This is a genomic window from Flagellimonas marinaquae, assembly GCF_023716465.1.
In the GTDB taxonomy this organism is placed as follows: Bacteria; Bacteroidota; Bacteroidia; order Flavobacteriales; family Flavobacteriaceae; genus Flagellimonas; species Flagellimonas alginolytica.
Genome location: NZ_CP092415.1, coordinates 3,063,063 through 3,086,328, shown reverse-complemented (window position 1 = coordinate 3,086,328; position 23,266 = coordinate 3,063,063). Strand labels below are relative to the sequence as shown.

Annotated in this window: 20 protein-coding genes; 12 read left to right on the top strand and 8 right to left on the bottom strand. The window is 40.2% G+C overall.

Features of this window, described 5'->3' with window-relative positions:
• Nucleotides 1-65: 65 nt before the first annotated feature.
• The 9 genes from MJO53_RS13655 (at nt 66) to MJO53_RS13615 (ending at nt 10,075) form a co-directional block, all read left to right on the top strand.
• Nucleotides 66-1,544 carry a serine hydrolase domain-containing protein gene (locus tag MJO53_RS13655; RefSeq protein ID WP_252079482.1) on the top strand — a complete coding sequence of 493 codons (1,479 nt, stop codon included), beginning with the start codon at nt 66-68 and terminating at the stop codon, nt 1,542-1,544.
• A gap of 126 nt (nt 1,545-1,670) precedes the next feature.
• The gene (locus MJO53_RS13650; protein ID WP_252079481.1) at nt 1,671-2,180 is read left to right on the top strand and encodes a DUF2975 domain-containing protein; all 510 of its coding nucleotides are present in this window, start codon (nt 1,671-1,673) and stop codon (nt 2,178-2,180) included.
• Nucleotides 2,181-2,183: 3 nt separating this feature from the next.
• Complete coding sequence (locus tag MJO53_RS13645) at nt 2,184-2,387, top strand: helix-turn-helix domain-containing protein (RefSeq protein ID WP_014034008.1); 204 nt, start codon at nt 2,184-2,186, stop codon at nt 2,385-2,387.
• A 21-nt stretch (nt 2,388-2,408) separates the two neighbouring features.
• Entirely contained in the window at nt 2,409-3,284 is an 876-nt protein-coding gene (locus MJO53_RS13640) for an ABC transporter ATP-binding protein (RefSeq protein WP_252079480.1), read from the top strand.
• Nucleotides 3,281-6,442: an ABC transporter permease/M1 family aminopeptidase gene (locus tag MJO53_RS13635; RefSeq protein ID WP_252079479.1), complete on the top strand. Its 3,162-nt coding sequence runs from the start codon at nt 3,281-3,283 to the stop codon at nt 6,440-6,442. The genes MJO53_RS13640 and MJO53_RS13635 overlap by 4 nt, the downstream gene beginning before the upstream one ends.
• A 79-nt stretch (nt 6,443-6,521) precedes the next feature.
• Nucleotides 6,522-7,133, top strand: coding sequence for a pyridoxamine 5'-phosphate oxidase family protein (locus MJO53_RS13630; RefSeq protein ID WP_252079478.1), 612 nt, complete (start codon nt 6,522-6,524; stop codon nt 7,131-7,133).
• Nucleotides 7,130-8,119 carry a type I glyceraldehyde-3-phosphate dehydrogenase gene (gap, locus tag MJO53_RS13625; protein ID WP_252079477.1) on the top strand — a complete coding sequence of 330 codons (990 nt, stop codon included), beginning with the start codon at nt 7,130-7,132 and terminating at the stop codon, nt 8,117-8,119. Before MJO53_RS13630 ends, gap begins: the two co-directional genes overlap by 4 nt.
• Before the next feature lie 174 nt (nt 8,120-8,293).
• Nucleotides 8,294-9,370, top strand: coding sequence for an alkene reductase (locus MJO53_RS13620; protein ID WP_224837088.1), 1,077 nt, complete (start codon nt 8,294-8,296; stop codon nt 9,368-9,370).
• A gap of 153 nt (nt 9,371-9,523) precedes the next feature.
• The gene (locus MJO53_RS13615) at nt 9,524-10,075 is read left to right on the top strand and encodes a thioredoxin family protein (protein ID WP_252079476.1); all 552 of its coding nucleotides are present in this window, start codon (nt 9,524-9,526) and stop codon (nt 10,073-10,075) included.
• A gap of 275 nt (nt 10,076-10,350) precedes the next feature.
• Here MJO53_RS13615 and MJO53_RS13610 read toward each other — a convergent pair whose 3' ends face one another.
• The 6 genes from MJO53_RS13610 to MJO53_RS13585 form a co-directional block, all read right to left on the bottom strand.
• On the bottom strand, nt 10,351-10,839 hold the full coding sequence (locus MJO53_RS13610) for a YHS domain-containing (seleno)protein (protein ID WP_252079475.1): 489 nt from the start codon (nt 10,837-10,839) through the stop codon (nt 10,351-10,353).
• A gap of 124 nt (nt 10,840-10,963) precedes the next feature.
• Nucleotides 10,964-11,377: a nuclear transport factor 2 family protein gene (locus tag MJO53_RS13605; protein WP_224837085.1), complete on the bottom strand. Its 414-nt coding sequence runs from the start codon at nt 11,375-11,377 to the stop codon at nt 10,964-10,966.
• Nucleotides 11,378-11,510: 133 nt separating this feature from the next.
• On the bottom strand, nt 11,511-12,068 hold the full coding sequence (locus tag MJO53_RS13600; RefSeq protein WP_252079474.1) for a sigma-70 family RNA polymerase sigma factor: 558 nt from the start codon (nt 12,066-12,068) through the stop codon (nt 11,511-11,513).
• 14 nt (nt 12,069-12,082) lie between these two features.
• A complete protein-coding gene (locus tag MJO53_RS13595; protein ID WP_252079473.1) occupies nt 12,083-12,448 on the bottom strand; it encodes a GNAT family N-acetyltransferase in 366 nt (121 codons plus the stop codon).
• Between the two features lie 142 nt (nt 12,449-12,590).
• Nucleotides 12,591-13,328, bottom strand: a complete 738-nt coding sequence (locus MJO53_RS13590; RefSeq protein ID WP_224837082.1) for a cysteine hydrolase — start codon at nt 13,326-13,328, stop codon at nt 12,591-12,593.
• Nucleotides 13,329-13,660: 332 nt separating this feature from the next.
• Nucleotides 13,661-14,302, bottom strand: coding sequence for a peroxiredoxin (locus tag MJO53_RS13585; protein ID WP_224837081.1), 642 nt, complete (start codon nt 14,300-14,302; stop codon nt 13,661-13,663).
• A gap of 86 nt (nt 14,303-14,388) precedes the next feature.
• Here MJO53_RS13585 and MJO53_RS13580 point away from each other — a divergent pair, with 86 nt between their 5' ends.
• Nucleotides 14,389-15,147 (top strand): LytR/AlgR family response regulator transcription factor, encoded by a 759-nt coding sequence (locus tag MJO53_RS13580; protein WP_224837080.1) that lies wholly within the window; start codon nt 14,389-14,391, stop codon nt 15,145-15,147.
• On the opposite strand, the gene MJO53_RS13575 is transcribed toward MJO53_RS13580, so the two are convergent.
• Nucleotides 15,139-16,185, bottom strand: coding sequence for a response regulator (locus tag MJO53_RS13575; RefSeq protein WP_224837079.1), 1,047 nt, complete (start codon nt 16,183-16,185; stop codon nt 15,139-15,141). The genes MJO53_RS13580 and MJO53_RS13575 overlap by 9 nt on opposite strands.
• Complete coding sequence (locus MJO53_RS13570; protein WP_252079472.1) at nt 16,178-21,937, bottom strand: ATP-binding protein; 5,760 nt, start codon at nt 21,935-21,937, stop codon at nt 16,178-16,180. The genes MJO53_RS13575 and MJO53_RS13570 overlap by 8 nt, the downstream gene beginning before the upstream one ends.
• A gap of 321 nt (nt 21,938-22,258) precedes the next feature.
• Between MJO53_RS13570 and MJO53_RS13565 the strand changes: the two genes are divergently transcribed.
• Together MJO53_RS13565 and MJO53_RS13560 are read left to right on the top strand one after the other, a co-directional pair.
• Complete coding sequence (locus MJO53_RS13565; RefSeq protein WP_252079471.1) at nt 22,259-23,044, top strand: helix-turn-helix domain-containing protein; 786 nt, start codon at nt 22,259-22,261, stop codon at nt 23,042-23,044.
• Between the two features lie 4 nt (nt 23,045-23,048).
• Complete coding sequence (locus MJO53_RS13560) at nt 23,049-23,219, top strand: hypothetical protein (RefSeq protein ID WP_252079470.1); 171 nt, start codon at nt 23,049-23,051, stop codon at nt 23,217-23,219.
• Nucleotides 23,220-23,266 lie beyond the last annotated feature (47 nt).

Sequence of the window (23,266 nt, the reverse complement as noted above, 5' to 3'; positions counted from 1 at the left end):
TGATCTAAGTAACCTCGACCGGAGTTTACTCGTCCAACCCTTGCATCAAAAAAAACAAAAACATCATGAGATTGTTATTTATTCTAACTTTAATATTAATAGCTAACGGATGCGGGACCAACAAGGTTATCGCTCCCACCAATTCTGAAATTTTTGCTGAAAACCACCCCGTTTTTGCAACGCAATTTCAAAACAAGGTAAAGGACATTTATCTTGAAAAAGAAATGTATGGGGATTTCATCTTCGCCGTGGTCGATGAAAACGGCTTGGCATATTCATTTGCATTGAATCGGGAAATTTTAAATGGCAAAGAGGTCTCTCTGGGTAACGATACTCCTATTTATATTGCATCCAGCACCAAATCGTTTACGGGTACTTTGCTACAAATTTTGGAGGAGAAAAATGTTCTCTCCTTGGAAAAGTCGTTGCACGACCACCTCCCCGATTTAAATTTCAAAGATAGTGTCGATACAAAGAACATTACCCTTACCCATCTTTTAAACCATACCCATGGGACCTTTAGTACGCCGATGACATGGAAAACCGCCTTTTTGGGATACAAGGATGGGAATAAGGAGCTGATACATGATCTAAACACTGATTTTCTATTTGATCCCTCAGGCAAGTATCGGTATTCCAACGTAGGACCAATCCTAGCTGGCATGGTTGCAGAAAAAGTGACCGGAAAAACATGGAAAACCCTTATGGGGAACCACATCTTTTCTACTTTAAAAATGGAAAACACAAGTGCCAATGTCAGTGATTTTGACTTCGAAAACATTCGTCCTTCATTAACCGTTACCAAAGAAAAGGGAATTGTTGAAAAAGGTTTCTATAAATCAGATATCACGATGCATGCCTCTGGAGGGATTGTTTCCACCATCAATGATCTATCCAAATGGTTGGCCGCGAATATCAATCAGGATAGTGTACTATTACATAAAGATTCGTGGGGTGAACTGCATACCTCAACCACTACCCAGGACAAAAAATACTTTACCTACCAACGTTCTGGTTATAGTTTGGGCTGGGATATTGCGGCATATGGGAATGATAGGATTTTGACCCGATTTGGAGGACTGGCCGGGATCAGCTTTCACATCTCTTTTATGCCCGATAAAAAGGTCGGGGTGATTGCTTTTTCGAACGATAACAGAGCTTACCTATTACCTCATTTGATGGCAAATTATGCCTACAACCTAATCAATGAACAGCCTGCTGACAGAATTTTAAAAATGGAAAAAACCTCTTTCGATAATAGTTTTAAGAGGGAAGATAACTTGGAATATCCTGATGACTCGCAAATGCTTTCAGCCAATTCAACCAATGATAGCATCATGGGAACGTATCACAATGAGCAAAACTGGCCCACCATTGAAATTTACAGAGAAGAGGACCACTACATTTTTAAATGGGGAGTATTAAAGGGTAAAATATTCCGAAACGATGAGGGTGGATACAGTAGCAATCTAGGGGTATTATCAAGAACTTTTCAGGTCAGTAAAGACTCCCTATCCACCGGATCTTTAATTTACAAAAGATGAAATAGGCCTGTAAAATCACCTCTTGAAAGTTATCTTTAAGGAACAAGAATATTTTACAAAAGAATATTTTTTTATTGTTTTACAATAATTTTTTATATGTTTGCAGAAATATTTATCATCTAACCAATGAAAAAAACAAGAGTACTATCTACAATATTGTACGCCATTACCAGAAGTCTCGCTTGGATATATTTGGTAATTGCATTGTACGGGGGCTTTGCTTGGCTAACAAAAACGAATATTCGCACAGAGCATACACGGGCCATAATCAATTATCCATTTAGCGATGTTTCTTTTTTAATATTGGACAACAACTGGTCGTATTTTTTATTCGCCTTTTTACTGCCTGTTTCGTCTTACACCTTATTTTTTTGGTTGCTCTCCAATGTGTTTAAAGTATTCTACCGGGAAAAACTTTTTACCCAACCCAATGTTGCACATTTAAAGCGGTTTTATGCAGCTAATTTGATTTTCCCCATAGTGCTCGTTGCCTTTTCGTCGTTCTTTATTGAGATCGATAAAGGAATATTCATCATTGTAGCGTTACATCTTGTTTTAGGGGTCTTTATTTTTATTATTTCAGAAATTTTCAATCAAGGACTGTCATTACAAAACGAACAAGATCTATATATCTAAGTTATGCCGATTATTATAAATATTGATGTGATGCTCGCCAAACGAAAGATAAAGAGCAAGGACCTCGCCGAAGAGATTGGCATAACCCCGGCCAATTTATCCATACTTAAAAATGGAAAAGCAAAAGGTGTACGCTTTGAAACCCTAGAGGCCATTTGCAAGGCTTTGGACTGTAAACCAGGAGATATTATTGACTATGTAGCATAGTTCTTCCAACATATTTTAATCATGAATACATTAAAAATCGATAATGTATCCCTTGTGTACAGCAATGGGTACAGGGCACTTACTGCCTTAAATCTAGAAATACAGAACGGAATATTTGGACTTTTGGGGCCCAATGGTGCTGGAAAATCTTCCCTGATGAAAACCATTGTTGGACTGCAAAAACCAACGGAAGGAAACATCAGCTTCAATGGTGCCGACGTGGTTAAAAACCCGCTGGATATCCAAAAGCATTTGGGTTTTTTACCTCAATATTTTGGTGTGTACCCAAAGGTATCCGCCTATCATTTATTGGAACACTTGGCCAAGCTGAAAGGAGTTAACCATTCGCAACAACGCCATGACCAAATACTATGGTTATTGGATAAAGTTAATTTGATGGATTACAAAGATAAGGAAGTACATACCTTCTCTGGGGGCATGAAACAGCGTTTTGGAGTGGCACAAGCGTTATTGGGAAATCCTAAAATCTTAATTGTGGATGAGCCAACCGCAGGTTTAGACCCTGAAGAACGAAATAGATTCAATTCCCTGCTCAGCGATATTGGCGAAGATATCATCATCATTCTATCTACCCATTTGGTGGAGGATGTTAGAAACCTCTGTTCGCAAATGGCAATAATCAAAAAGGGCGAAATAGTATCCCAAGACGCCCCAAAAAACTATTTGAAACAATTGGAAGGCCAATTGTGGCGTAAACCTACAACTAAGGAAGAGCTGTCGGCAATGGAAGCCAACTACCATGTCATAAACAAGCAGTTGGTGGAAAGAACAATGCACATCACTGTTCTTGAAACGGACTGCCCTCCTGGTTTTACTCCTATCGAACCTAGTCTTGAACTCGCCTATTTTGCCCACCTAAATAAAGTTGCATCGTGAAAACTGTTCTTCTAAACGACTTGCAAACCCTTGCTAGGCAGAAAACCACCTATATAGCCATTGCCTTTTTCTTGGGTATCGGTATCTTAACCGGTTATAAGTTCAATATCTCGGTAGGAGATGAACTTGCGGTCAACGCATCGTATTCTGTTGGATTCATGATCGGTCTTTTGAGTTTGGCAATCATTTTAATTGCCACCGTTTTGGCTTTTCCTCTTTTGTTCAAAGAACAGGATGCCAACTACGAACTAATAGTTTTCTCAACGCCAATAGCGAAAAACAGATTTGCCTTTGCTCGATTTTTATCGTTTAACCTACTCACGTTATTCGGTTTTTTTTGTCTTATATCAGGTTATGTATTAGGCATACATTTGGCCAAAGACGTGCTATTGAATCCTGGTTTCCAATTTTGGCATTTTGCATATCCCTTTTTAATATTTGGAGTCGTCAACACGTTGGTTATCTGCAGTGTGTTATTTTATGTGGCGCAGTCGTACAAGAATAAACTAATGGTGGCCATTGTTGGGGTGCTGCTCTACGTGTTGTACATGATTACACTCTTATTCTCGAATGCGCCGTTTATGGCACAGGCCATGCCACAATCCCTGTTTGTTCAACGCATTTCTGCCATAGTGGATATTTTTGGCTTGTCGGGCTATTTTTTTGAAGCCAAGGATTTGAGCCTTGAGCAAAGAAATTACCAGGTTGTACCCTTGTCAAATCTTTTACTCATTAACAGAATGGCTAGTATTGTCTTAGCCTTTGGTATGTTACTTCTGGGGATTCGGTCGTTTTCATTTCTTCCAAAATTCAAGAAAAAAAGTAGAAAAAAGTTGATAATTACGGGTGTAAAACCTTCCATAAATCCATTTGCCACCGCGGTTACGGAATTCAATAAAAAATCTAAGTGGAAAGCGATATTATCGTTTATAAAGGTGGATACCATTTATATCTTTAAAAGCATACCTTTTATAGCCACTGTCCTACTCTTGGTTTTTTATGTTGGCGTGGAAATGTATGATGATATCAATAAAGGAATTCGAATACCTCAAATGTATGCAAGTTCTGGTCTTTTAGTACAAACCATCAACAGTACGTTTTACCCTTTGGGCACATTGTTTACCGTTTATTTTGTAAATGACCTTTTCTGGCGGAGTAACTCAAGTAGGTTTTCTTTTTTAGAGCAAACAACCTTTTATGCGACGCAAAAATTAGTGGGACATATCGGTAGCATTGCGGTATTACTGACCACCCTAACACTTATCATCATTGTAGAGGCACTAGCCTTTCAAGTTTTTTTTAAACATCTAATTTTTGATGCTCGGGCCTACTTTGGAGCTGTTTTATTCAACACACTCCCTTTAGTACTACTTGGCCTTTTCATGATTTTGATCAATCTGTTGAGCAAAAATAAATCAATAGCTCTTGGTGTTTCCATTTTGTGTTTTTTGGTATTGGCAACACCCATCTCCAAAAGTATATTTACTAGTTCATTGCTTCGGTTTTTCTCCGGTTATAGAGGTTCTTATAGTGAATTTATTGGGTTTGGCGACTATGTAAACCCCTACTCATTGCGCTTGGTCTTTGGTTTTTCTATTTTGATGCTACTATTCATGTGGTATTATTTTAAAAGCAATAACAAGGATAGAAAAGTGCTTATGGTCGGGATGGTTCTATCCTTGATGATTGCACTTATAAGCAGTTCCATTTACTTAAGGAACTATCATCCTAAAAAAGAAAAAGAGGAAGTTATCAATGCCCAGCTGATGTATGAAAAACAGTTTAGGAAGTACCAAAACATGGCACAACCTACGATAAAAAAGGTACAGACCAAAGTACATTTATACCCTGATGAGCAATCTTATACCATCGAAGGACAATATACTTTGGTCAATAAACACGACCAGCCTATTGATTCAGTTTTAATAAGTGTCCCTGAGGAAATGAAAATCAGGTCCATGGTTTTTCAATACGGTCAAGAAAATTTTGAGCTCAACGATACAAATTCAGAACTGGTCCTTCCCCACCCCATACAACCCAACGATTCCGTCCAGTTACAATTTAAATTGGACTATCAATGGTTTGCTGTGAACGGTCACGATTCCTTTAATGCCATCATCGAAAATGGTTCGTTCATGAGGATCAGCAGGTATTATCCCCAATTTGGATATGACTCCGATAGGGAAATAAAAGATTCCATTACGCGTGCCAAGTATGGCCTTTCGCTTGGCACAAGCTTTACAAAATTGGAAGCTCCTAAAAAATACTTGAACGATGCCATAGATTTGAACATGCAAATTTCCACCACTGGCGATCAAGTAGCTGTGGGGACCGGAGAGTTAAAAAAGCAATGGCAGCAAGGGGAAAGAAATTACTTTGCGTATGCCGCTCAATCCATCCCGTTTCGTTTTGCAATTTCCTCGGCAGACTATCAAGTTAAGAGTGTAAAGCACCATAATATCGACATTAGGGTTTACCATCATCCAGAGCATAGCGCGAATGTGGAACATTTAATAGAAAATACGAAGCTAACACTAGATTACTGTGAAAAATATTTTGGGCCATATCCTTTTAAAACGGTTAACTATGCAGAAGTATCTTCTTTTACGCAAGGATTTGCGGGTACTGCTTACCCCGGGTCTATATTCCTAACCGAACATATGACCTTCAATGCGAACCTGACCGCAGGAAAACAACAAGATGTTATCAATGAACTCGCCGGACATGAGGTTTCCCACTTTTGGTGGGGCACCCATCAAATACAGCCCGATTTTAGGGAAGGATATTCCATGCTTACCGAAAGCTTGGCCATGTATACGGAAATGATGATCTACAAACAGATGTACGGTCGGGATAAAATGTGGGAGCGATTAGCGATTCACCAACAGATCTACGATGCCGAAAAAGGTTTTAACCAAAGAAAGTCTATACTAAAAGTTGCCCCGGGCGAAACATATTTGGCCTACTCAAAAGGTGCCCTTGTATTTGTGGAGCTGAGTGAACTGATTGGGGAGTCGGTATTGAATAAAGCTTTGAAAAACTTTTTGAGCAACAATAGATACCCTAATAATAAGCCTATATCCACGGATTTGTTAAGTGTTATTCTGGAGGTAGCAGACCCAATTTATCATTCCAAAATTAAATCGTTGTTTCAATAAAGATTGCCTTTGTCAGGTTTTCGCCTAAAATCATACTAAGGATATAGGATAATAAAAAGTGTCCTTTAATCCAATAAGTATGAAAAAACAGCAAGGGGAATTCACCTCCGACATTGCATTTACTTCAACCGTAAAAAAACTTCAGGAAAAAAACGGTTCAAGAAAAAGTTATGCTCAAATGGAGACCGGCAGGGGTTGGCTAAAGGAACTGACCCCGCCTATAATCGATTTTGTAAAAAGGCGGGATTCCTTTTATATGGGAACCTCTAACCCTGAGGGACAGCCCTACATCCAACATCGAGGTGGGGCGCCAGGTTTTTTAAAAATTTTGGACCCAACAACCATCGCTTTTGCCGATTTTTCAGGAAACCGTCAATACATCAGTGTGGGCAATCTGGCCGATAACCCTAAAGCATTTCTTTTTTTAATGGACTACCCGAACAAAACAAGGGTAAAAATTTGGGGAGAGGCCCATGTGGAAATGGAGGATGCCACCCTAATGGAATCCTTGACCATGGAAGATTACCCGGCCAAGGTAGAACGTGCCATTATATTTAAAATCAAAGCAGTGGATGTTAACTGCCCGCAACACATCGTACAGCGATACACCTCCGATGAAGTGGATAAAATTGTACAGCCACTAAAACAACGAATAAAAGAATTGGAAAATAAATTAAATACATTAAAATGAAAAGAATAGCGATAAACGGAATGGGGCGAATAGGTCGCGCCTCGCTCAAAGTAATTCTCGAATCGAAAGAACTGACCCTAGTGGCCATAAACGATATTTTACCTATTGAAAACTTGGCCTATCTTCTAAAGTATGACAGTACCTACGGGCCCTACAAACACAATGTATCGGTTTCAGGAAATACCTTGGAGGTGGATGGCAATAAGATCACCTACTTTAACCAAAAAAATCCTGAAGACCTTCCGTGGAAAGATCTTAACATTGATGTAGTTATCGAAAGTACGGGTATTTTTACCCAAAGTGAAGATGCATCAAAGCATATTACGGCCGGCGCAAAAACAGTTGTGATTTCTGCCCCCACCAAAAGTCAAGATATACCAACGGTGGTCCATGGGGTAAGCTCCGCTTTGAGAAACACTTCCATTTTTTCTTGTGCCAGTTGTACCACGAACAACATTAGCCCCATTGTTGAAATCCTGAGTCGTAGGGTGGGAATACACAAAGCGATCATGACCACAGTGCATGCCTACACCGCAAGCCAAAGTTTAATGGACAGTGCCTCCCCTAAAAATTATCGTATGGGACGGGCGGCCGCCGATAACTTGGTTCCGACCAGTACTGGTGCTGCCATCGCCACAACCAAAGCTTTACCGGAATTTGCGGATAAGTTTGATGGCGTTGCCATACGTGTCCCGGCAAAAGTAGGCTCCATATCGGATATGACCTTTGTTACCAAACGCCCTGTAACACCAGAGGAGATCAATGAAATTTTGGAAAGCGAAGCGTCCACTGAGCGATACCAAGAAGTACTGTCTACAACGAGAGAGCCCTTGGTTTCTTCGGATATTATTGGCAGCCCATACGCCTCAATCGCAGACTTGAACATGACCAGGGTGGTAGATGGTGATTTACTCAAGGTTATGGCTTGGTACGATAACGAATGGGGGTTTACGCATCAAATGGTTCGTCTGATCAAAGAACTCTAAGTTAAAATCAATTGGAAATCCCTCAAGTTTTTCAACATAGCGAAAACGGAGGCAACCCAATTATTACTCACTGACTTGTTCTTAATCCTGAAAAATGGCATGGAGTGGGTATGCTACCGATTCCAAAAATAGAATAGCAACTACGTAAAAATCATATTAATCAAAATACAAAAAATGAAAGTTTTTGAAACATTTGAATTGTCCGGAACAAAATTGAAAAACCGGATCGTAATGGCCCCAATGACGAGGAGCAGGGCCATCGATAACATTCCAAACGATTTAATGAAGGAATACTATTCCAAAAGGGCTGGTGCCGGACTTATATTATCCGAAGCTACCTCCGTATCCCCAAATGGAACTGGATATCCCAGAATACCTGGAGCTTATACAGAAGAACAAATAAACGGTTGGAAAAATATCGCCCGCGGTATACATGAAAACGAAGGAAGAATGTTTGTCCAGCTTTTCCATACCGGACGCGTTTCTGCATCCTTAAACCTCCCTAACGGTGGTGAGACCATTGCCCCATCGGTTGTACCGCTCACCGAAATGGAAATGTACACCGATCAGGAAGGAATGCAGCCACACGATATACCCCGGGAAATGACTTTTGAGGATATCGTACAGGTACAAAACGAATACGTTACTGCCTCTAAGAAACTTATCGAGGCAGGAATTGACGGCATTGAAATCCATAGTGCCAACGGTTACCTTTTGGAACAGTTCCTTGATCCAAAAACCAACCAAAGAAACGATGAATATGGCGGCAACTACAAAAACAGGGGCCGATTTGTTTTGGAAACCGTTCAAAAAGTTGTGCAAGCCATCGGCCCGGACAAAGTTGGAATTCGTTTTTCACCCTATGGTGTCGTAAATGGTATGTCGGGTGAATATGACGATCTCGTAAGTCTGTACACGTACTTGGCTCAAGAATTATCCAAACTGAACATTGCTTACATACATATTGCCGATCAACGTTCAGCCATGTCAGCTCCAGAATTTGCGACCCAAATATGGAAGACCATAGGCGACAATTTTAATGGTACCATGATCGGTGGCGGCGACGTAGATTCTGCAACTAAAGCGGAAAACCTTCTGGAAGATGGTTACGACCTTATTTATATCGGACGTCCTTTTATTGCCAATCCCAACTTGATAGATAAATTAAAGCACAACGAAGAGTTGACACCTTTAAATCCAGATTTACTGTATTCCCCCGGTCCTGAAGGTTATATTGATTGGGAATGTTAACTGGAAAGAGGGGATTTCTAGAACCCACGAAAGCATCGAGGGATATAAATATCGAACTCCAATAGACCATTAATTATTAATTGATTTAAGGACGACCTGTGGAAACCAAACTTGGTTTCCACAGGTCGTCCATCACTAAAAACACCAAATATCATGGCATTAGCACAATCCAACATGATGGAATTAGGGACCAAGGCTCCCGATTTCACTCTCTTTGACACCGTATCAAAAAAGCAACTATCGCTATCCCAACTAAAGTCAAATACAGCTACAGTAGTTGCTTTTATATGCAACCATTGTCCTTTTGTTCACCATATCAACCATAAATTTGTGGAAGTAGCCAATGAGTATCAGGCCAAGGGTATCCAGTTTATTGCCATTAGTAGCAACGATGTGGAGTACTTTCCTGAAGATGGACCAGAGATGATGACCCATGTTGCGCAGAGCTTGAATTATTCGTTCCCCTATCTGTATGACGAAACCCAAACAGTTGCCAAGGCCTATCAGGCGGAATGCACTCCAGATTTCTTTGTATTTGATGATAACCTGAAACTGGCCTACAGAGGTCGGTTTGATGAATCGAGGCCAAATATGGGAACTGCATCCGGAAGAGATCTAACCAATGCTTTGGATGCTATGTTGAACAACAAAGACATTGCCAAGGTACAATATCCAAGCATAGGCTGCAGTATTAAATGGAAGTAGACGGAATCATTAGAAATAGATATGGTCAGAGTTGACGGGTTAATGTTTTAATGTGTTTACCCCGAATAGACGTTGTATTTCCCTATTTTATTTTCACTTTGTCCATACTACTGAATGTCCTCTTAAACCATTACGGGTTCTAAATAAACTATTGGATTTTTTTGGCCTGTAATGAAATCTGAGTAATAATAAAAACCGCCTGCCGACCTATAAATAAGAAGTATGGGTAGTCGGCAAGACGGTCTTCAAAGTAAACCAAACTAAAATGAAGAGATTTATGGAGCAAACGTTGTAAATTTTTTCATGGTTTGCCAATTCTTATTGGCTTGTGCAATGTGCTTGGCTTTACCTTCTTTTTCCCAGACTTGTACAAAATCGCCTTCCAAGTTTACCGTAAACATGTATAGTTTTCCATTAACCACACGGAAACTTTTGGGATTAGGACGGTACTTGCCCCCCAGTGAAACGGCAAAGGCGCACCAACCACCATATTGAGGCTTGTATTTTTTGGGATTGTTCTGGAACTTCTTCAATTGTTTATGATCGGTAAAATAATAGGTAAGTCCATCGAAACTGGCCTTGTAGGCTTTTTTTCCCATCTCTGCTTTCCCTTTATCCATATAGGATACAGCACTATAACCGTCCAGGGCGATCATACTATCGTCCGTACTGTAACTATGAGATTGGGCATGCGTCAAAACCAGTCCAAAAAGCAAAAAGAAACTAATTCCCAGGATGGTTTTCCGAATTTTGATTGAATTCATTGTTTTCATGTGTACTATTTAAGATTAATTGTTACTTCTAACTAGCAGCCTTAATAGAGCTGAATTATTTTTGATTCAGAACTTTAGAGAAGACTATTTTTTCGGTATTTGATACTGCTGATGATTATAAATACCTTTCGTGCTCATCAATTGGCATATCGTTGATACTGGCAAAACGTTTTTGCATTAAACCATGCTCGTTAAACTCCCAGTTCTCGTTGCCGTATGCCCTATACCATTGTCCCGACTTATTGCGGTATTCGTATTCGAACCGTACGGCAATTCTATTATCGGTATGGGCCCAGTATTCTTTTCTTAGCTTATAATCGAGTTCGTTTTCCCATTTGCTCGATAAAAACTGTTGTATTTCCTCCCGTCCGTTTACAAAACTGGAACGATTACGCCATTCACTATCCACGGTATAGGCCAGTGATATTTGTATAGGGTCCTTACTGTTCCACGCATTCTCGGCAAGTTGTATTTTTTGTTTTGCGGATTCCTCGGTAAAAGGTGGCACCGGCGTTTTTATTTCTGTCATTTTATTATGATTTGTGTCTTTTTTGTTTATTGTACCTAATCCTTTGGTACGCTCCCATACAAGCTATTCCGATACGGCAAAGTGCCAATTGAATATGTAACCAAATGTTTTGCATAATCGGACACGGGTTGTTTTACCAGTTCTCGTTCAAATAGGATTTCATTTTCTTTCGGGCCCGACTGAGCGCCACCCAGGTATTTACCCTTTCAATATCCAGTGTGTTGCAGATTGCTTCTGTGCTGTATCCCTTCATTTTTAATCGAAGTACCTCTTTTTCCCTATTGCCCAAAACACTTAGTCCCGAATTAAAAACACTGATCAGTTCATCTGCATTGAGCAATTCGATTATCTCGGCATCATCGGGTTTGTTTGTCTGATTTTCCAATTCGTACCAATTGGGATGATCGGACAATCGCAAGGCATCGTGCATAACTTTTCCTTGGCGGGAGTAGGCTTTTCGATAATAATCCATGATCTTATGATGTAATATGGAAGTGAGCCAAACACGTTCTGTAGATTGTCCCTTAAATCGAGGAGCAGAGCGCAAAGCTGCCAAAAATGTATCTTGTACAACATCCTCTATGGCAGCTTCCGGCAGCTTTCGCCTGGCCATTGCAAAAAGATAGGTTTTATGTTGTACGGACCATAGTTCAGGGTTTAACTGAACCTTTTTTTCTGTTATTGTTCTCATGGCTTCGGTTATTTTTAAAATAGTGTTTTGTGTTCTCGGATTTTCTTTTGATGGAAATCTATACTGCTATTATTGGCCGATAGGAGTTTTTTATATTCTGGGCGTTTTTGTATAAACTTCACAACCTCTGGATTTGTCGGCACAACAGTATAATCCGCTCTTAAGGAGTATTCCAAAACCCTTTCGATCAAAGCGTTTCCCACCTCAGGTCGATTTAGATATTTACTGATTTCGAGCTTTTTTAAATTGATCTGTTGCTCCCCGATCATATCGTACTCCAAAGAAGCAAGTTGACCACGAATATGAAATTGGAAATAGTTCTTGCCATCGTTACTTTTAAATACCAATGGCAGTCTATTGATATTGGTGTTATTAAACATGACCCATACTTTTTAATCTGCTGTTTTTATTTATCCATCGGTTTATGAAAGGGAGATACGGAGCCGTACCTCCCATCCATTTCAACTAAACAAACACTAACCAGAACTTTTATTAAACTTCTCTGTTTTCTATCTCTTTAAATCAATCTTCGGCAAGGCTCTTTTGTGATTCCAAAATTTCTTCGAGTTGATTGGTCGTGTATATCTCGCTTGCCATCATGGCATAATTGGTTTGTGCCGCTTGGTCCCCGTCCAAGCCAGGGAGTTTGGCCGAAGCTGTGGCATCGCCTACCACAGCAAGTTCAAATCCACATTCCAAAAGTTCTCGCATATGGGATTCCACGCATAGGTTTCCGGACATTCCGGCAAGTATCACTTTATCGATTTTTTGCTTTCTCAGCTGAAGTACCAAGTCGTTGTTCTCCGGACCGAATACTTTATGTGGTCCACAAACGGTAACTTTCTCCTTGTTGTTGATATATGGCTTGTAAATGGGAAGCCAATCTGCCCCGGAACCTTCAAAACCCTCTACATTCAATTGATCTCCCCTATCGAACATATTGATATTGTGCATCAATTTCTCCAATGCACCCTCAAAACGCCATCCATGATCATGTTGGTAATAATAGTGCGGTGACACAAATACATGGATACCGTTTTCCGCACCTAATCTAAACAGGGTTTCAATATTTTCAATGGTGTTATTTTCCATAACACTTTGGCCCACAGCCCCCCACGCAACCCCTTCAGGGCTTAAAAAATCGTTTTGTGGATCAACAATTACGATCGCCGTATGCCGGTCTATTTCAAAACCGGTTACCGGAAGCTGTGCTTCCTTTTTACCTAAAATTGCTCTTTCCGTAGAGTTGGTGGATTCCATAATGTTTTTGTTTACAGGTTTATTTCTTGATTTATAACACTGTAAAACTCACAAAATGGAAAGACCCATTTTATTTGAAATTTGCCATTATGTTCTGATTTTGCGGTTTTGTCCTGATTTAAAGTTAAAAACCGTTCAAAATTGGTTTTTCTGACACTGCACAGTTATCTGAGCAATGGAAATTACCGACATGGCAACGGTGGAAGATTTTTTTTATGATTGGATACCATTCAACATAAGAGCCATACCAAACCAGTGAAGGATACTCCAACAAATTTCAAAAACAAAACAAAAGATGGAAATGGCCTAAAATAATACTACAGGTAAACGCATTATTTCTTCTTGGATGGGTCACTGGAAAATTGAAGATACGATGCTCCCTGCACCTTTCTGTCCGGAAATTTAGCTTCCTTTTCCTCTTCGGGCATGGATGGGTCTATAATAACATCATCAGCTGGCTTCCAATTGGCCGGTGTAAGTACCTGGTGTTCCGCATGTAGTTGCAGTGCGTCTATTGCCCTTAATATTTCATCAAAATTTCTACCGATGAACATGGGATAGGTAAGATGAAGCTGTATCCGTTTATCAGGGTCTATTATAAAAACGGACCGCACTGTTTTTTTATCGGAAGCACCTTGTTGGATCATTCCAAATTTATGGGCAATCTCGGCCTTTGCATCAGCAATAATTGGGAATCTCACGGTAACGTTCATGGAATTTTCAATATCCGATTTCCAACCCAAATGGGAATCCAGGTCATCAACACTCAACGCAATAGCTTTCATGTTCCTTTTCACGAATTCCTCTTCCAATTGTGCTACCATGCCCAGTTCGGTGGTACAAATGGGCGTGTAATCCTCTGGATGAGAAAAAAACAACCCCCAAGACTCACCCAACCAGTCGTAAAATTGGATTTCTCCCTCTGTGGTGACTGCCTTAAAATCGGGCGCCAAACTGCCAATGCCTAAAGTCATTTACAAACGGTTGATTATGAGTACAAATTAGAAATAATTCTTCAAATTACTCTATATTTAGAGCTATAATTATAACCAAACCGCTCATGACCCTTCAAATCCGTTCCATTATTGTGGATGATGAACAACGTCACCATGATATTCTTGGAAAGATGTTGACTACATTTTGCCCTAATATTGAGCTGGTTGGCGATGCTTTTTCTGTGGAAGAAGCTGTGGGCCTGATCAACACGGAACAGCCTGCTTTGGTGTTTTTGGATATTGAAATGCCCGAGGGCAATGGATTTACCTTGTTCGACCATTTTCCGGAACCTAATTTTGAAGTGATTTTTACAACAGCACATGATCTTTATGCCATAAATGCCATTAAGTATGCTGCACTGGATTATCTTTTAAAGCCCATAAACATTCAAGAACTGAAAAACGCTGTATCTCGGGCAGGTAAAATTTTGGCCAAGCAGGCACCCTCCAGGGAAGAAGAATATCAGGTACTTAGGGAAAATACCAAATTGCAGGACCATAATTATACCAAAATAGCCCTACGCTCGTCGGAAGGCATTGATTTTGTGGAAGCCAATCGATTGCTGCGCGTAGAAGCCAACCATGTGTATTCCAACTTTTACCTGGATAACGGAAAAATGATCATGGTTTCCAAACCTTTGGGAGAATTTGAACCTTTACTGGAGTCCTTTAATTTTTTCAGGGTACATAAATCCCATATGGTCAACCTTAACCATGTAGAAAAATATGTTAAGGGCAAAGGGGGATATCTTGTTTTAAAAGATGGATCCCATGTGGATGTATCGGTCAGGAAAAAGGAAGCCCTTCTAAAAAAATTAGTGTAAATCGTTTGGAAAGCAGAGCTCAACTTTTGTACCAGAAGGCTTACCTTTCTTTTCCAGGTCCACGACCTCGACACTGAACAAATCCTGTCCAAATTCCATGTTCAAGAGCTCTAGGCGCGCCTCAATATTGGACATGGCGATAGATCTATGCCGGCTCTCCGAGATAGCCGAAGCCAATGCTCTTCCAATACCATTGTCCTCTATTGTACAATGTATGGTATTCCCTTTTTCCCTAACCTTTAAAAGCAACCTTCCCGGTCCAGTGGATTTACGAAGACCATGAATAATCGCATTCTCCAGATAGGGCTGCAGGAGCATAGGTGGAATCATAATATTTTCTGGAGCCTCAACATCTATATCAATCCTATATTCGAATATATTGTTGAAGCGGGTTCTTTCCAGTTTTAAGTAGGTATCCAAAAACTGTAGCTCCTTGGATAGAGTTATATGGGCAAGCATGGAATTCTCCAGGTTTTGTCGCATTAATCCAGCAAACTCCGATAGATAATCCAATACCCTTTCGGTTTCGTTTGCCAGTACAAATTCTTGGATGGACGACAGAGAATTGAAAATAAAATGTGGGTTCATTTGGGAGGACAACATCTTCATCCGGGCTCGCAAGGCTTCCTGTTTTTGTTGATGGATCGCATTTTGATGGAATCGAGATGCCGAAATAACGGACTGAACCCTAGCTTTTAGAATTTCGTGATGAATCGGTTTTTTGATATAATCGCTTGCTCCAAGATCAAAACATTTTGCCAAAGTTTCATCTTCTTCCTCAGCACTAATAATGATTACCGGAATTGATTTATAAACAGAATCCGATTTGACCTGTTGCAAGAGTTCCAGACCGCTAACACCTGGAAGGTTGATATCCAACAGTACCAAATCAAATTTTTGGCTTGCCAATCGTTGGAACAAAAACTGTCCTTTTGGGATAAAAGAGATGTTATAGCCTACTTCGGCCAAGACATGGTTTACCAGTTCCAATACCTGTCGGTTGTCATCCACAACCAAAATAGAAGTATCCTTATACATTTAATGTATTCGTTAAAAAATTCTGTAACGCTACTTCATCACCTGTATAAATGGCATCCTCCAATTTATTCAATATTCCGGCAGGCAGTATTTCACTTAAGGATTCAGCGACTGCAGCCAATTTTTCCGTTTCAAAAATGGGCAGTTTTCGCAAGGTTTCCAGCGCTTGCTCTTTTTGATGTTGTTGTTGATCATTCAGAACCGTTTTGCCAGTTGATTTTGTACAGGACACTTCTGGAAGGAAACTTTTTAGAAGTCCCACGAGCTTGGGTACATTTACGGGTTTGGTAAGGTAAGCGGTAAAACCTGCTTCTACGGCAGCATCTTGGTGTTCTTTGAATGCATCTGCGGACAAGCCTATTATGGGTATATCCAGGTTAAAGCCTCGAATCAACTTTAAGGTCTCAAAACCATCAATTTCTGGCATGTGAATATCCATAAAAATAATATCGGGGTCATATTGCTTTGCCATGGCGACACCTTCCCTACCGTTTGAAGCCAGTAAAATTTCCGATCCCAACTCGGCAAATAGGGCCCTGATCATTTCTTGGTTCATTAATTGATCTTCCACCACCAAAATTTTACTTTTGGAAGGTATCCTATAGTTGGCCATAATGGTCTCGGGATTATCGAATGGCATTGGCGTGGCCTTTAAATAGGGTATCTTGATCGTAAAGATGGTTCCTTCCCCTTCCGTACTCTCCACACTAAGCTCTCCTTTTAAAATATCCACTAGGCTTTTGGTAATTGCCAACCCAAGCCCTGTTCCGCCGTATTTTCTGTCCTTGCCCGCATCGGATTGTGTAAAGGGTTCAAAAATTCGTTCGAGGTCTTTCTGTGGAATCCCTATGCCTTCGTCAGCTACTCGGAATATCAAAAAGTCGTTATCTACACGCAAATCCAGGTGCACGTTCTTGGATGCCGGGGTAAATTTTACCGCATTGCCCACAATATTCATAAGGATCTGTTTTATTTTACCACGATCGGAACGCACATATCTTGGTGTTCCCGGAGACAGACCATAGATTACCTTTACATCCTTGGACTTTGCCATACTTTTCTGAATCCTATATACCGAAAAGAACAGCTGCCTAAGATCCATATCTTCTTGCAAAAGGGCGGTTTTGCCTGCTTCTATCTTGGATAAATCCAATATGTCCTGGATTATCTCGGAAAGTGATTCTGCACTTTGATGAATATTGTTCAAATACCTACGAAACGAATTGGTTAGATCAAGTGACTTGCTTTGATTGGTAAGTATCTGAGAGAATCCAACAATTGCATTTAGAGGTGTACGGATCTCATGGCTCATATTGGCCAAAAATTGTGATTTGGCACGGTTGGCATTGTCGGCATCGTTCTTGGCAAAAATCAAGTCCCTTTCCGCCTCTTTTCTCATTTCTATTTCGTGGCGTAAATGCTGGGTCCTATTTTTAATTTTCTCTTCCAGTGCCTGGTTAAGTTTGGCCAGTTCCTTTTGGGAGGTCGCCAACTCATTGTTTAAGGTAACGGCTTGTTCATAAAGGGTGGAATTTGTAATGGAAATTGCTGCTTGTGCCGCAACTATTCGTAATACTTCCAGTCCTCCTTCTGTAAACATTCCTGTAATATGGCTATTGGCAATGTACAGTACTCCTACCAGATCTCTTTGTTTTATTAAGGGAAGTAACAGCAGCGACCCCTTAAAATCTGCTGTCAGATCTTCTGAATTGGCACAATATTCGGTTAAATCATCAATGCACAGCTCCTTTTTAGTCGTTGCTACATGTTCTATTAGGCTAATGGGCAATGTTCTGCAATCTTCGAGAGGAATCTCCGAAAATTGTGCTTCTGTTGGAACGGTAAGATCTATAAAGGCCGTAACATGTAAAGAGGTCCCGTTTCTTAAAACCAGTGCTCCTTTGTCCGCTCCGGCATTTTCCATCACAATCTGCAATAAACTCTCCACAAGACGGTCCCGATTCACTTCTGCCGATATGGTTTGCGTGGCCTTGATCAAACTTTGAAAATCGAAATTTTTAATGTGCTGGGAATGGGTGTTTGCCTTCTCTTCAAAATTCCCGTCGAACTCATTACCCTGCAAAGGAATGCCCCACCCTGCTTTGGCTTTTTCGGATTCATTTTTTAAGGCTTGCTTTATAAAAACAAATTCTTTTTTTGGTAGGGCACTTGAAATTATATCGCAAAACATGGCCCTAATATGGAATTGTCCATTTTTCTGTGTCCAAAGCAGTACATGTTCTATCTGCTCGGGCACATTGGTATAATCTCCCGATTTACAAGCCAGTAACAACTCTACCATTTGGTACTCTGCCCAAAAATTGTGCGATGCGGCCTTCGCCCAACCACTTAGTTGTTTCTGCCTTTCCTTAACTCCTCCCAAAACTTTTGATGTTGGGTTGCTATTGACCATTAATTCACATACGGACCGTAAGACCTGATATTTAAAAAATTGTGGTTCGGAAATCAGATGTTCCAATTCTTTTTGATGGTCCTTAAAGTGGGCTAAGGCTTTTTGATAATCTCCCTTAATACAATCTACCCAACCTAAAAATATGTGAAAACTTGCAATGGCGGTCCTGCAATTACTATCTTCCAATAACTGCATGACCTTTGTTGCTGTGTTTAAGGTGCCGGTATCTTTCCCGATCAATCTTTGCAAAATAAATTTGATGCCTTGTATTTGGGCCAAATGGACTGTATTGCCATGTATGCTGAAGGAATCTATCGTCTCGTTACAGACCCTGAGCAATTCCAACAGATTAGTGCCCGAGAGCAATTGGTTTCTAATTTGGGCATATTGCAGGCTACTTGCCCCATAAAAGTCCCCTCGATCCACATTATAAGCGATGGCTTCATCCAGTTGTGTTTCCAGAGTCTGGTAATCTGCCATAAGCGGACCCATTGCCATATGATAAACGGACATGGTTTTGGAGAAATATTTACCCGGCTTTTCCGATTGCAACCTTTTTAAACCAAGAGAGCTAAGTTTCTCGCCCAGTTCAAATTCATGATATCGGTGGCACAAAAGCGATCCTAAATGTACCAGTATGAAGGGAGACGAATCGGTAAAACCATTTTTAAACATAAGTTCGCCCATGGCAAATAAAAGATGGGTGTATAGAGTATGATCTATCTGCTTGGCGGAAGTACACATATTCACCATAATTTCCAAAGCATACCGGTCTTCCTTTGTATATACTACACTACCCAATAAATCGTTATTAAAATCCGTAGGCAGCACCTCCATAAATTTGAGGTATGCACTCTTGGTTTCACTAGGTTTGGAGAAAAGGTTCATTTTGGATCCCAATACCTTCAACGCCTTAATTCCTTCCTGGGTATTCGACTTATATAAAGAGTAAGCTTCTAAAAATGTAAGGTTCAGCAAATGAACTTCGCACTTTTTATAATCATCAGGGGCATTATTAATTGCCTTATCAGCATATACCCTGCCCTCTTCCACCTGTTTTAAAAGGTAGGACGCCTTTGCCATTTCGAACAACACTTCGTAGGCATACCTATCTGTCCTAAATTTAGTCTGAAGATCTAGTGCAAAACTCAAATTTTGTTTTGCCGTTAATGCCGAGTTTGAGTTATTTGCCAATTGTGCCGCTTCCAAAATATATCCAAGAGCAACGGGAACAATATTATCCTGTATATGAGCTCCTGAACTTATTAAATGCTCTACAAATTGATTTAGTGATATGGCATCGACAATTCCATTGTTCTCCATATGAAATAGCGCAATACCATAGTGCAGCTCTTCAAAAGAAACATCGAACCCAGGAATGGCAAGGTGCAATGCAGCCTGTTGAATCTTGTTGTGATTAAATACAAACTGATTTGGTGTAGCGTCCAACTTTGAAATTTGGCCAGCTTCGGTCAACAGTTCCAAAAGCAGAACAACGATTTCTTGGGGAAAACCACTCATAGAAATCAATAATGGAATATTAAAGTTTCCATTGTCAAAAGCGGCAATTTTAAGTATAACTTGGGCCTGGTACGATTGCAGGGACAATTGTTTTTCGTAGATGGCCAAGAGGTTTTCAGCTACATCTTGCTGTTTTACACTACTCAGATTGTACTGCCATCGTTGAGCCACGGTATCGTAGGTCAAAGCTTTATTTTCGTGGAGCGAATACAGGAAATGTTTTATATAATAAGGGTTTCCGTTGGTTTTTTTGTGGACCAGTACTGCAAGGTCATGGATTTTGCTTTGCTCTTCGGAAAGCGCATCGGCCACTACTTGCTCAGTGGCCTTTTGGCTCAATGGCCTTAAACGTATTACGGGCACGTTCTTTTTGCCCGCCACCAAAGAGCGTTGAAATTTGAGCAAAGGATGATCCTCTGTTAGTCCCTCCGGATTGTAGGATAGCACAAACAACACCCTGTGGAGCGGTGCCCACGCCATATATTCTATAAGTTTAAGGGAGGATAGATCGCTCCATTGTACATCATCTATAAAAATCACCCGTTTTAAACCGATTCCATCCAATGTTCGGCAATACCGTGCAAATAGATTTACAAAACGATCTCCTGTTTCCAATGGATTCAAGGATTCTGGTTCCGGTAGTTTCCCGGTAAGTTCCTTTAAATCGGGGATAACCTCAAATAATGCAGATAGATCGGAACCTAGTCCATTTATAAAGATGTCCCGGATCTCGGAATGGCTCTTTCCTGATTTAAGCAGTATTCGCTGTGCAATGTTTTTAAACGCTTTTTGGAATGCACTATATGGGGTGGATTGGGATTTATCAAAACTGCCTACGGTAAAAAGTGTATCCGAATCGGTAATTTCAGCTTCGAAAGCCTTGGCCAAAGATGTTTTACCTATACCGGCCGCTCCTTCCACAAACGCTACGGAAGCAGGTCCATTTCGCACATCCCGATAAACCTTCATTAATTGCTGGAGTGCAGCTTCTTGTTCCAGAATGGTATCAGAAATGCGAATTACCCCAGGATTAAAATTGATGCTCAATTCTGGGGAAACATCAAATTCCCCTTTGCCGAATTGATGTTTTAAGTTTTCCAGATCCCTCAATACCCCTTGTGCCGACTGATACCTATTTTCCGGCTTCTTTTCCAACAAAGCATTGATGATCTGATGGATACCCGTATGTTTCCAAAGGGTGTTTATAGAGGCATCATATGGTTCCGTTAAATGTTTGTGCAATACTTCTTGCTTGTCTACAGCTTTAAAAAAATGTTCTCCGGTTAGCCAATAATGCATCAGCGCTCCAAATCCATACAGATCAGCTTTAAAATCTGGTCTTTGCTTACTACGAGTACTAAATTCGGGGGCCATAAAAAAGAAATCATCATCCTGATACGCGGCCAAGTCACTTTTGGCGTACTCTTTTTGAAACAAACCAAGACCTGTAATGAGCAATTTTCCATCCGAATCCACCATAAATCTACTGTTCTGTAAAACGCCAAAACAGTATTCCGCTTTATGTACTTCCGAAATGGCAGTGGCCAATACAATTGTTCGATTTAGAAAAGACTCAAAATCCTTGTCTGTTTTAGGGGCTATTGGAAATTTTTTTTCAGGAACCGGTATTTGATAGATCAACCTATTGCCAGGCAATATTTGTACTTTATCTATTGCAAATTGCTCGAACAAAGTGGTCTTGGATAATTGTTGTAAAAGGACGGTTGCAAGTTGGGAGATCCCTTTTTCCTCTATTTTCCAGATATCTGGATGCAAACTCCACTCAATATCTACATCTTTTATTCTTATCCGATTCATTGGGTACGTATTGGACTACAATTTACTCATTTATACGTGATTATAGGATACGTTAAGAAGGTAAACCGTAACGTTTAGAAGATCGCACTTTTTAAAAGGAGTCCAGAACAACGGAAAGAATGCTGAAAAATGATAAAATCCAACACATTGGTAAGAAAACTGTCCGCATTAAGAAACTCCAACTAGTCACCTCCCCTATCCATCAGTAATTTTGAAATGTGTTCAAAGGGCGATCCTGCAGGGCCCTTAAAACAAGAAGCATATAAGATAATTGATGGGCAACCCTGTCCGTCGCAGCTAACCCATATAAAAAGAAAAGCCATGAGATATATCAACCACATCAAAAACTCCCATATCAATAAAAAGGAAATAAAACAGACAATCGGAAACTCGACCGTTGTCCTTTTTCTTATCCAGGACACTAAAAACCAAAAAGATAGCGCCGATGGGGAGGATACTTTTGAATTTATCTATTCACTCAACACAGCTCCCGATTTTAACCCTACCGCACCTTTGGTGATCGGTATGTACAATGGAACATTCGGTTTAATGAACCTTGACATGGATACCGATAAATTTGTTCCTGTACCAATATTGGAAACCCCGCTTAGCAACCAGCTTGCACTTTACCTGATCCAGGAACTATTGATGAGTCCCATGGACAGACAATCCCATTTGGAGAATATGATAGTTACCCTGGGCGATTACTTGGTAAAAAGAGAGAACATAGAATCGCAGTTGAACTGTAAACTAAAAATGGGGTTGACTCCTTTTCAAATACATAAGATACATCGATATGTAAAAAAACATATAGATCGTCCTGTTCTAACCTCTGAATTGGCCAAATTGGTTGAGCTGAGCATGCATTATTTTACTCGTGTATTTAAAAGAACCACAGGTGAAACACCACATCAGTTTATAACTCGAATAAAGCTGGAAGAAGCTAAAAAGCTTCTCATTTCCACAGATGAAAGTGTTATTCAGGTCGGTCTCGGGGTGGGTTGTGAAAACCCTAGCCATTTTTCCAAACTATTTAAATCCAACTTTGGCATACCACCCTTAAAGTATCGAAAAACATTTCAGAACAACTTAGCCATGCTGAATTAAACCAGTGATTCATCAACCCTTATTCTTTGTAGAAATGTTATTGGCCAAATTCCTTAGAAGACTGTCTGTTTCAAGGTATAAATACAGTGCGCAGAATGCGGAAAACCAGGAAACACTGAACAAGGTTCAAGAAGAACTGGAATTTAACAATGATGAAACCGGTCTATTTATTTAGGAAAGACCAAATCATAAAAAACAATCAAATTAATGTAAAATCACTTA